The sequence below is a fragment of the Sphingomonas sp. ABOLE genome, from assembly GCF_003950455.1.
Taxonomy (GTDB): Bacteria; Pseudomonadota; Alphaproteobacteria; order Sphingomonadales; family Sphingomonadaceae; genus Sphingomonas; species Sphingomonas trueperi.
On record NZ_QQWY01000045.1, the window covers coordinates 26,156 to 36,233 of the forward strand.

The following is a 10,078-nucleotide window of genomic DNA, read 5'->3' on the forward strand; positions in this document are numbered from 1 at the left end:
CGGATGGCGCTAGCCCTTGGTCGCCACCGCTCGATCGTTCGGCGACGCCAGCACCCAGTCGACTGCCGCGGCGGCATGGAGCGCGGTCGTGTCGAACACCGGCACCGGGCTGTCCTCCGCGCCGATCAGCAGCATGATCTCGGTGCAACCGAGGATCACCGCCTCGGCTCCCGCCGCCGCCAGCCGCTCGATGATCGCGCGATAGGCGGCGCGCGATTCGGGGACGATCCTGCCGGCAACCAGTTCCTCGTAGATCACCCGGTGCACGGTGGCGCGATCCGCCGCGTCGGGGACGAGCACGCGTAACCCGTGCCGCGCTGCCAGCCGATCCTTGTAGAAGGGCTGTTCCATGGTGAAGGCGGTGCCGAGCAGCCCGACCGTACCGAAGCTGGCCGCCTTGACGCGCGCGGCAGTGGGATCGGCGATGTGCAGCAGCGGGATCTCGACCGCGGCCTCCACCTGCGCCGCCAGCCGGTGCATCGTGTTGGTGCAGATCAGCAGTCCCTCGGCACCGCTCGCCTCCAGCCGCCGCGCCGCTTCCACCAGCCGGTCGCCCAGCGCATCCCAGTCGCCGCGATGCTGCAGCGCCTCGATCTCGGAAAAGTCGAACGACCAGAGCAGGCAGCGTGCCGAAGCGGTCCGCCCCAGCCGATCGCGCACGCCCTGGTTGAGGATGCGGTAATATTCCGCCGAGCTTTCCCAGCTCATCCCGCCGATCAGTCCGATCATCCGCATGCCCGCATGCGTGCCACGACCGGCCGCCGACATCCACCGCCGAATCGCGGCCGAGCGGGGTACGAAAAGCGCCCGCCATACTCTAGGGCCGGGGCATGAAGCGTTTCCTCCTCTGCCTGCTCGCGCTGGTCCTGCTGCTCGTCGGCATGCTTGGCTTCGGCCTCTGGACGGCGATGCGCGATCCCGTCGTGCGCCGGCTGACCATCCACGTGCGCGACTGGCCCAAGGGCGCCGCGCCGATGCGGGTAGTGCTGATCAGCGACCTGCACGTGGCCGGCCCCGAGACGCCGCCGTCGCGGCTGGCGCGCATCGTCGGCCAAGTCAACGCGCTGCGGCCGGACCTGGTGCTGATCGCCGGCGACATCGAGCAGTATCGCCGCGTGACGACGCGGGTCTATGACGCGGAGGAGGCGACCGCCCCGCTCGCCGCACTGCGCGCACGCTATGGCGTGATCGCGGTGCTCGGCAACCATGATTATGGGCGATTCGACAAGACCGACCTCCCGCCCTGGCTGAAGAAACAGGGCATCACCGTGCTGCGCAACGACGCGGTGCGCCGGGGGGCGCTGACGATCGCCGGGGCGGACGATCTCTACCATGGCAAATACCGGGAGAACCGCCTCGATCGCGCCGCGCGGGCGCTGCCCGGCCCCACCGTGGTGCTGAGCCACACGCCCGACATCGCGCCTACGCTCCCTGCCCGCTATCCGTTGGTGCTGGCGGGACATACCCATTGCGGCCAGATCGTGCCGCCGCTGATCGGGCCGATCACCGCCTCGTCCAACTATGGCCTGCGCTATGTCTGCGGGCTGATTCGCGAACCCGGCCGCGACGTGCTGGTCACCGCAGGAATCGGCACCAGCGGCCTGCCGCTGCGGATCGGCGCGGTGCCCGATTTCTGGCTGCTGACCTTCGAGGGCAAGGCGCGCTGAGGATTCGCAAAGCTGCCTTATTTCGCCCCTAGCTTCCCGCTCGGGCGCGCGTTGCGCCCGTCCAGGGAGGGCTTTTTCCGATGAAGTTTCTTGTCGCAGGCGCGATCGCCGCTGCCATGCTGAGCCCCCCCGCCATGGCGCAGCAGACCCCCACGCCCGCCGCCGTCCCGGCAGCCGCAACCAAGTTCGGGCTCGATACGCCGATCGAGACGCTGCTCGCGGACGAAAGGGCCAAGGCGGTGCTCGACACCGACATTCCTGGCCTGTCGTCCCACCCGGCGCTCGACCAGTTCAAGGCGATGAGCCTGAAGGCGGTGCAGCCCTTCTCGAACGGCGCGCTGACCGACGAGATGCTCAAGAAGGTCGAAACCGACCTCGCCGCGATCAAGTAAGCGGCAAAAGGCCGGCGCACGCCCGCAGCGCGCGCCGGCCTATCTCCGGCTCAGCCCTTGCGGCTGGCCTCGAACAGGAACCAGGCGCGCTCTTCGGCCTGGTCGGTCCATTCGTCGACGATGCCGCTGGTGGCATTGTCCTTGGCCTCTTCGGCCGCTTCCTTCACCGCGCGGAAGCTCTCCACCAGCTTGAGATTGTCGTCGCGCAGTTCGGCGAGCATGTCACCCGGCGCGACGAACTCGGCATCATTATCCGAGATGGTCTGGCGGCGCGCGATGTCGCCGATCGAGCGCAGCGTGGTGTTGCCGGTCTTGCGGACGCGCTCGGCGATCGCATCGGTCACGCCCAGGATCTGCGCGGCCTGGTCGTCGAGCAGCAGGTGATAGTCGCGGAAATGCGGGCCCGAGACGTGCCAGTGGAAGTTCTTGGTCTTGAGATACAGCGTGAAGCAGTCTGCCAGCGCGCTGTTCAGGGCATCGGCAACGCTCTTGGTGTCGTTGCGGTTGAGGTCGGTCGGCGTCGCGAGTGCGGGATTTTCTGCCATGATTGTCCTCCTGGAGTGCGGTCGATTCGTTGCCCTAACGATCGGGATATAGGGTCCGGTTCCGTGAGGGAAACAGCCATACCCTGGGATTAACCCGATCAGGCTGATCGATAGAGCCGATGCGGCGTGCGGGCGCTTCGGCGCCAACACACTTGACTTTCCCGGGCGATTCGCGCATCCGCTCCCCCCTGTCAGCGGTGTGCCCATGGCGCGCCGCTCTTTTCTTTTCGCACGAATCAAGGGTTCCGGGTCATGGCAAAGCCGACCACCGTAAAGATCAAGCTCGTCAGCACGGCGGATACGGGCTTCTTCTATGTCACCAAGAAGAATCCGCGCACCCAGACCGAGAAGCTCAGCTTCCGCAAGTACGACCCGGTCGTGCGCAAGCATGTCGATTTCAAGGAAGCGAAGATCAAGTAACGCCGCCGGGCGCGCTGGCCGCGCCCGCGCTGTTTGATCGCATCGCGCCGGATCCTCGCGGGTCCGGCGTTTTCGCTGCATCGATCGTCTATTCGTCGATTTCGGCCATCAGCTTTTCGACCTGATCGACGAATCGCGCGAGCGAGATCGGCTTGGCGACATAGGAGCGCGCGCCCGCCGCGCGAATCCGCTCCTCGTCCTCGTGGCTCGAATAGGCGGTCACCGCCATGATCGGGATTCGGCCGAGCACGGGATCGGCCTGCATCTGGCCGATCAGCTCGAAGCCGGTGACGTGCGGCAGTTGCACGTCCATGATCACCAGGTGCGGCTTGAACCGCCGCGCGCTGGACACGGCCTCGCGCCCGTCGCGGACCGGCTCGGCTTCATAGCCGTGCGCGCGCAACAGGTCGCAGAACAGCTTCAGGTTCAATTCGTTGTCCTCGACAACGAGTACTCTTTTTGGCACGCGCTACCTCAACTCTGCGGGGCGGTTTAGGCGATGGCGGGCGACGTGACAAATCCCGAAACGGCGGCGCTGCAGGCACTCGTCTGGATTCTAAGTGATTCCGGCCGAGCCGCCCGGCTGCTCGACCTGACCGGACTCGATCCGGACACGCTGCGCGCCCGCGCCGGCGATCCCGCGCTGCTCGCCGCCGCGCTCGGCTTCCTCGAATCCTACGAGCCCGACCTGATCGCCTGCGCCGACGCGCTCGACCTTTCCCCCGCGGCGCTGGTCGATGCCCGCCGTCAGCTGGAATCCGCATGAAACCGCTGCTGATCACCGATTGCGACGAAGTCCTGCTGCACATGGTGCGGCATTTCGGCGAATGGCTGGGCGACACCCATGACATCGACTTCGCGCTCAACGGCAGCGCGTTCGAAGGCGCGATGCGGCGGCGCGGCGACGGCAGCACGCTGCAAGGCCCGGAGATGTGGGCGCTGCTCGACGGCTTCTTCCCCGGCGAGATGGCGCGCCAGACGCTGGTGCCGCACGCCCGCGAGGCGCTGGCCCGCATCGCCGAGGTGGCCGACATCGTCGTGCTGACCAACCTGCAGGACCATTGCCGCGATCACCGCATCACCCAGCTGGCGAATCACGGCATCGTCCATCGGGTGGAATGCAACCAGGGCGGCAAGGGCAACCCCGTGGCGCGGCTGGTGGCGGAGCATGGCGCATCGGTCGCGGTGTTCGTCGACGATCTCGCCACCCATCACGAATCGGTCGCCAAGCATGCGCCCGACGTGTTCCGCCTGCACATGGTCGCCGAGCCGAGCCTCGCGCCCAAGGTGCCCCCTGCCCCGCACGCCCATGCCCGGATCGACGACTGGCGCGACGCACAGGCCTGGATCCTGGAGCGCTTCGCCCACGCCTGAGCGCCCCTTGACCCTGCCCGCGCCCGGTGGTTGGGTCGCGCCATGACCACTGTGATCGATCGCAAGCTCGCCGAGCTCGGCCTCGCCCTTCCCGAGGCCGCCGCTCCTGTCGCCGCCTATGTTCCGGTTGTCGAAGCCGGCGGGCTGCTCCATGTCTCGGGCCAGTTGCCGTTCAAGGACGGCGCGCTGATGACCGGCCGCCTCGGCGAGGACCGCGACGTCGCCTTCGGCACCGAGGCGGCGCAGCGCTGCGGCCTGATGCTGGTCGCGCAGATCAAGAAGGCGCTCGACGGCGACCTCTCGCGGGTCAAGCGGGTGGTGAAGCTGGGCGTGTTCGTCAACTCGACCGCCGACTTCACCGACCAGCCCAAGGTCGCCAACGGCGCATCGGAGCTAATGCAGGCGCTGTTCGGCGAAGCCGGCCGCCATGCCCGCAGCGCGGTTGCCGTTGCCGCCCTGCCGCTGGGTGCCGCCGTCGAAGTCGACGCGATCATCGAACTCGCCTGAACCTCCGCCGCTTCTTCGGCCCGTTCCAGGCTGAGGAAGCGGCGTGCCTGTGGCGCGCCAGCAACACTACGTTACAATCTTCACGCGGAAAACGGGCAGCTATTGTGTGCCGCTGCCCGGCTCTGGCAATCTTTTGTTGCAATTCGGAAGTCGCCCGGGACGTAGAGCCCAGCCGCATGCGATGCCGACTGCAGCAGGTGAGGAACCCTTTGTTTCCAATGAAAGGGATTCCATGCGCTTCTCCTCGATCAGCCTCGGCGCGCTGCTGCTCGCCACGACCGCGCCCGCGATGGCGCAAGAGACCGCCCCGCCGCCCAGCATCACCATCAACGGCAGTGCGACGCTGATCAGCGACTACAAGTTTCGCGGCGTCTCGCAGACCGACGGCAATTTCGCGGTGCAGGGCGGCGCAACCGTCAGCCATGCCTCGGGCTTCTACGTCAGCTTCTGGGGTTCCTCGGTCGACAATTACGTCACCGCGCACGGCACCGCGCACCAGGAGATCGACCTGATCGCCGGCTACAAGCACGGCTTCAAGAATGGCGTCACACTCGACGTCGGTGCGCTCTATTATGTCTATCCGGGCACCCGCCCCGGCGGCGACCATACGTCGTCGGACTTCATCGAGCCCTATGCCTCGCTATCCTATGCGCTGGGGCCGGTGACCGCAAAGGGCACGGTCAACTACGCGCCGAAGCAGAAGGCGCTCGAGCTCGACCAGGGTGCCAATCCTGCGACGCCGAAGCAGGACAATGTCTATATTGCCGGCGACATCTCCGCCGCGGTCCCGAAGACGCCGATCAGCCTCACCGCGCATATCGGCCACACCTTCGGGCCCGACTGGCTGGCGATCGGCAAGGAATATACCGATTGGAGCCTCGGCGCCGCCTATACCTACAAGGCGCTCACCTTCGGCGTGTCCTATGTCGATACCGACGCCACGCTGATCACCCCGAGCGGGCACGATGCCGCCAAGGGCAGCATCCTGGGTTCGGTGGGCGTCAGCTTCTGACCGCAAGGGCTTGCGGGGCCGCTCCCGATTGCATCTTCCCCCGCATGTACAAAAAAGCGCCGGCCCGCATTGTGGGGACCGGCGCTCTTTGTGTGACGTGAGGCGCGCGCTTACTGCGGCGTCTTGACGCTCGCGTCCTTGTTGTCGCCCTGGGGCGACTTGAGGATGTCCTGGGTCGTGGTCCCCTTGTCGACGACGGTGGTCGACGGGCTGCCGGCGTTGCTGCGCACGCCGGCATCGGCGCTGGCGGCTCCTGCCTGGTCGAGCGTCGCGGTCTCGGCCGGGCTGCGCGCCGCGGTGCCGCCAAACAGCGCCTCGAGCGCCTGATCAGACGGGTTGGTATCCTGCGGGCGGGCCGCACCCGGCTGCGGCGGACGCAGCGAGAAGTCGGGCGGGATCACCAGCGGCGCCTGGCGGGCCACCGCGAACTCGTCCGGACGCGCCCGGTCATACCCCTTCTTGCCGCATGCCGAGAGCGAGGCCACCAGGGCGACGCCGGTCGCGACGAGGATCAACTTACGCATTGAATTTCTTCTCCACAGGGGCAGGCGACTTGGGGTTCTTGTCGCGAACGAGCAGGGCACGGAGCAGCAGGATCACCACGCCGATGGTAATCGCGGCATCGGCCACGTTGAAGACCAAAAAGGGGCGCCACTCGCCGAAATGCAGATCAGCGAAATCGACGACATAGCCGAGGCGGCTGCGATCGAGGATGTTGCCGCACGCCCCGCCCAGCACCAGGCCGAGCGCGACGACATCGCCCGCCTTCTTCTCGCGCAGCATCCACACGCAGACGCCGACCGCGATGCACGCGGTCATCAGCACCAGCAGCCAGCGCATCGTCGGGCTGTTGGCCGAGAGCAGGCCCAGCGACACGCCGATATTCTTGACGAAGCGCAGGTCGAAGAACGACGTGATCGTCATCGAATCATTCTGCACCACCAACCCCAGCGGGCCGGTGACGATATACTTGGTCAGCTGGTCGAGCACGAACACAGCCAGCGCCGCGGCGAAGCCATAGACGCGAACCTGCTTCATCACGACACCACCTCTGCGCAACGGTCGCACAATGCCCCATCCTGCGTCACTTCGGGAAGATGGCGCCAGCACCGGCCGCATTTGTGGCGATCGGTGGGCGTGACCGTGACATCGGCCGCCTGGTCCACCTTCGCCACGATGAACAGCTCGGTGAGTTCCTCCGCCGGCATCGGCAGCGTCGGCACGGTCACCTCGGCCTCGAGGCTGGACCGGACCTTCTTCTCGCGGCGATAGGGCTCGATCGCCTCGGTGACGGTCTGGCGCAGCGCGCGGATCGCGGTCCAGTCATGCTCGACCGTGGCGCCTTCCGGCAGCACCGGCCATTCCAGCTCGTGGACCGATCCGTCCTCGCTCGGGAACCGGCTCTGCCACACTTCCTCGGCAGTGAAGGCGAGGATCGGCGCGGCGTAGCGGACCAGCGCATGGAACAGCACGTCCAGCACGGTGCGATAGGCACGGCGCTTGGGATCGCGCTCCGCGTCGCAATAGAGGCAGTCCTTGCGGATATCGAAGAAGAAGGCCGAGAGGTCCTCGTTCATGAAGTCGCCCAGCGCGCGCGCATAGCGATTGAACTCGAACGCCTCCGCCGCCGAGCGCAGCTCCGCATCGAGCGCCGCCAGCTTGTGGAGCACATAGCGCTCCAGCTCGGGCATGTCGGCCACCGCGACCTTCTCGGCCTCGCCGAACCCGTCGAGCGCGCCGAGCAGATAGCGGAAGGTGTTGCGGATCTTGCGATAGGCGTCGCCGGTGCCGGCCAGCACTTCCTTGCCGATGCGGACATCGTCGAAATAATCGGTCTGCGCGACCCAGAGGCGCAGGATGTCCGCGCCGCTCTCGCCGATGATCTTCAGCGGATCGACGACGTTGCCGAGCGACTTGGACATTTTCTTGCCCTGGCCGTCGAGCGCGAAGCCGTGGGTGAGCACCGCGTCATAGGGCGCCCGACCGCGCGTGCCCGACGATTCGAGCAGCGACGACTGGAACCAGCCGCGATGCTGGTCCGACCCTTCGAGATACAGATTGGCGCGCACGCCCTCGCCGTAGCGCGCCTCGATCACGAAGCTGTGGGTCGAGCCGCTGTCGAACCACACGTCGAGAATGTCGGTGACGACCTCATAGTCCTCGGCCCGGTAGTCGGGGCCGAGCAGCGCCTGGTGGTCGGCCTGGAACCAGGCATCGGCCCCGCCGGCGCGGAAGGCGTCGAGGATGCGGGCGTTGACCGCGGGATCGCGCAGATAGTCGCCGGTCGCGCGGTTGACGTAGAGCGCGATCGGCACGCCCCAGGCGCGCTGGCGGCTGATCACCCAGTCCGGGCGGCCCTCGACCATCGCGCGGATGCGGTTGATCGAGCGCTCGGGCACCCAGCGGGTCCGCTCGATCGAATCGAGCGCGATTTCGCGGAGCGTGGGGGCGTTGCTTTCCGCTCCCCCTCCCGCGTGCGGGAGGGGGCTGGGGGGTGGGCCCCCGGCATCCGCGAGCGCTTCGCTGGTGGAGAGCGAGGGCCCACCCCCGGCCCCTCCCGCAAGCGGGAGGGGAGAGGGTCTATCCATCGGAATGAACCACTGCGGCGTCGCGCGGAAGATGATCTTCGCCTTGCTCCGCCAGCTGTGCGGATAGCTATGCTGGAAGTCATCCGAGGCGGCGAGCAGCGCGCCGGCCGCGCGCAGGTCCGAGCAGATCGGGCCTTCGGCGCTGACGAACTTCTTGTTGATCACCGATCCCTGACCGCCGAGCCACAGCCAGTCGGCGCGGTACATGCCCGCGCCGTCGACCGCGAACACCGGATCGATGCCGTGCGCCTTGCACAGCAGGAAGTCGTCCTCGCCATGATCCGGCGCCATATGGACGAGGCCGGTACCCGCATCGGTGGTGACGAAGTCGCCGGGCAGGAACGGCCGCGGCCTGGCGAAGAACCCGCCGAGCGCGTGCATCGGGTGAAGGGCGACGGCGCCGGCGAGCTGGGAGCCCTTCAGCACGTTAGCGAACATCAAGCCCGCATCATCGGCGGGCAGCGAAGCCTCGTCACGGAGACTCAAACCGGTCCGCTTGAGGAATGCATCAACGAGATCAAAAGCAACGAGGTAGGTGCGTCCATCGCTCGCAGGTACGCGAGAGTAAGCGATCCCCTCGCCATAGGCCAACGCCTGGTTCACCGGGATCGTCCACGGCGTGGTCGTCCAGATCACCGCATGCGCGCCGACCAGCTCGGGGGCGTTGGGCGCGTGCGTAATCTCGAACGCCACGTCGATCTGCGTCGAGGTGATGTCCTCATATTCGACCTCGGCCTCGGCCAGCGCGGTCTTCTCCACGGGCGACCACATCACCGGCTTGGCGCCGCGATAGAGCTGGCCGCTCTCGGCGAACTTGAGCAGTTCGGCCGCGATCCGCGCCTCGGCGTCGAACTTCATGGTCAGATAGGGATCGTCCCAGTCGCCCAGAATGCCGAGCCGCTCGAACTGACCGCGCTGCACCGCCACCCATTTTTCGGCATAGGCGCGGCATTCGGCGCGGAAGGCGACGGGGTCGACTTCGTCCTTGTTGAGCTTCCTGGCGCGGTACGCTTCCTCGACCTTCCACTCGATCGGCAGGCCGTGGCAGTCCCAGCCGGGGACATAGGGCGCGTCCTTGCCCATCAGGCTCTGGCTGCGGACGACGATGTCCTTCAGGATCTTGTTGAGCGCATGGCCCATGTGAATGTCGCCATTCGCATAAGGCGGGCCGTCGTGCAGCAGGAAGCGCTCGCGGCCGGCGCGGGCCTCGCGCAGCTTGCTGTAGAGCTTAATGCGCGCCCAGCGCTCGAGGATGGCGGGTTCCTTGGCGGCAAGCCCGGCCTTCATCGGAAAATCGGTCTTCGGCAGGAAGACGGTGTCGCGCCAGTCGCGCTGGGTGTCGGTTGCGTCAGTCATGGGTCGCGCGGGATTAGCCGGTGTGGCGGGGGAAGTCATCCCTGCTCTTCTTCTAAGCCCCTCCCCTTCAGGCGCATCAGGTCGGCGCTGCCCCCGGCAGCGCCTGAACAGCGCGGGGAGCTGTTCACCTTATGCGGGGTTGGGGTGGGGCTGTGTCTCACAGAGACCAACGCACGTTCTGGCATCCCTCCACCCCCCAACCCCTCCTCCCAGGAGG

Annotated in this window: 13 protein-coding genes; 7 read left to right on the forward strand and 6 right to left on the reverse strand. The window is 67.0% G+C overall.

Annotation, left to right across the window (positions count from 1 at the left end):
- Nucleotides 1-9: 9 nt before the first annotated feature.
- Nucleotides 10-735 carry an aspartate/glutamate racemase family protein gene (locus CA234_RS20565; protein WP_125976882.1) on the reverse strand — a complete coding sequence of 242 codons (726 nt, stop codon included), beginning with the start codon at nucleotides 733-735 and terminating at the stop codon, nucleotides 10-12.
- Nucleotides 736-830: 95 nt separating this feature from the next.
- Here CA234_RS20565 and CA234_RS20570 point away from each other — a divergent pair, with 95 nt between their 5' ends.
- Together CA234_RS20570 and CA234_RS20575 are read left to right on the forward strand one after the other, a co-directional pair.
- Nucleotides 831-1,667, forward strand: a complete 837-nt coding sequence (locus tag CA234_RS20570) for a metallophosphoesterase (protein WP_125976883.1) — start codon at nucleotides 831-833, stop codon at nucleotides 1,665-1,667.
- Between the two features lie 80 nt (nucleotides 1,668-1,747).
- On the forward strand, nucleotides 1,748-2,059 hold the full coding sequence (locus CA234_RS20575) for a hypothetical protein (protein ID WP_126002638.1): 312 nt from the start codon (nucleotides 1,748-1,750) through the stop codon (nucleotides 2,057-2,059).
- A gap of 50 nt (nucleotides 2,060-2,109) precedes the next feature.
- Here the strand turns inward: CA234_RS20575 and CA234_RS20580 are convergent, their stop codons facing one another.
- Nucleotides 2,110-2,604, reverse strand: a complete 495-nt coding sequence (locus tag CA234_RS20580) for a DNA starvation/stationary phase protection protein (protein ID WP_125976885.1) — start codon at nucleotides 2,602-2,604, stop codon at nucleotides 2,110-2,112.
- Between the two features lie 252 nt (nucleotides 2,605-2,856).
- On the opposite strand from CA234_RS20580, the gene rpmG reads away from it, so the two are divergent.
- The gene (rpmG, locus tag CA234_RS20585; RefSeq protein ID WP_010125625.1) at nucleotides 2,857-3,024 is read left to right on the forward strand and encodes a 50S ribosomal protein L33; all 168 of its coding nucleotides are present in this window, start codon (nucleotides 2,857-2,859) and stop codon (nucleotides 3,022-3,024) included.
- An 88-nt stretch (nucleotides 3,025-3,112) separates the two neighbouring features.
- Here rpmG and CA234_RS20590 read toward each other — a convergent pair whose 3' ends face one another.
- Nucleotides 3,113-3,490 (reverse strand): response regulator, encoded by a 378-nt coding sequence (locus CA234_RS20590; protein WP_125976886.1) that lies wholly within the window; start codon nucleotides 3,488-3,490, stop codon nucleotides 3,113-3,115.
- Between the two features lie 33 nt (nucleotides 3,491-3,523).
- On the opposite strand from CA234_RS20590, the gene CA234_RS20595 reads away from it, so the two are divergent.
- From CA234_RS20595 to CA234_RS20610, 4 genes are all read left to right on the forward strand, one after another.
- Entirely contained in the window at nucleotides 3,524-3,790 is a 267-nt protein-coding gene (locus CA234_RS20595; protein ID WP_125976887.1) for a DUF3572 family protein, read from the forward strand.
- Nucleotides 3,787-4,398, forward strand: coding sequence for an HAD family hydrolase (locus tag CA234_RS20600; protein WP_125976888.1), 612 nt, complete (start codon nucleotides 3,787-3,789; stop codon nucleotides 4,396-4,398). Before CA234_RS20595 ends, CA234_RS20600 begins: the two co-directional genes overlap by 4 nt.
- A gap of 42 nt (nucleotides 4,399-4,440) precedes the next feature.
- Entirely contained in the window at nucleotides 4,441-4,905 is a 465-nt protein-coding gene (locus CA234_RS20605) for a RidA family protein (RefSeq protein ID WP_126002639.1), read from the forward strand.
- 232 nt (nucleotides 4,906-5,137) lie between these two features.
- Nucleotides 5,138-5,917 carry a TorF family putative porin gene (locus CA234_RS20610; protein WP_125976890.1) on the forward strand — a complete coding sequence of 260 codons (780 nt, stop codon included), beginning with the start codon at nucleotides 5,138-5,140 and terminating at the stop codon, nucleotides 5,915-5,917.
- A 110-nt stretch (nucleotides 5,918-6,027) separates the two neighbouring features.
- Here the strand turns inward: CA234_RS20610 and CA234_RS20615 are convergent, their stop codons facing one another.
- The 3 genes from CA234_RS20615 to ileS are packed head-to-tail and all read right to left on the reverse strand — an operon-like array spanning nucleotide 6,028 to nucleotide 9,861.
- The gene (locus CA234_RS20615) at nucleotides 6,028-6,441 is read right to left on the reverse strand and encodes a DUF3035 domain-containing protein (protein ID WP_125976891.1); all 414 of its coding nucleotides are present in this window, start codon (nucleotides 6,439-6,441) and stop codon (nucleotides 6,028-6,030) included.
- The gene (lspA, locus tag CA234_RS20620) at nucleotides 6,434-6,955 is read right to left on the reverse strand and encodes a signal peptidase II (RefSeq protein ID WP_125976892.1); all 522 of its coding nucleotides are present in this window, start codon (nucleotides 6,953-6,955) and stop codon (nucleotides 6,434-6,436) included. Before lspA ends, CA234_RS20615 begins: the two co-directional genes overlap by 8 nt.
- Nucleotides 6,955-9,861 (reverse strand): isoleucine--tRNA ligase, encoded by a 2,907-nt coding sequence (ileS, locus tag CA234_RS20625; protein WP_126002640.1) that lies wholly within the window; start codon nucleotides 9,859-9,861, stop codon nucleotides 6,955-6,957. The genes lspA and ileS overlap by 1 nt, the downstream gene beginning before the upstream one ends.
- Between the last annotated feature and the right edge of the window lie 217 nt (nucleotides 9,862-10,078).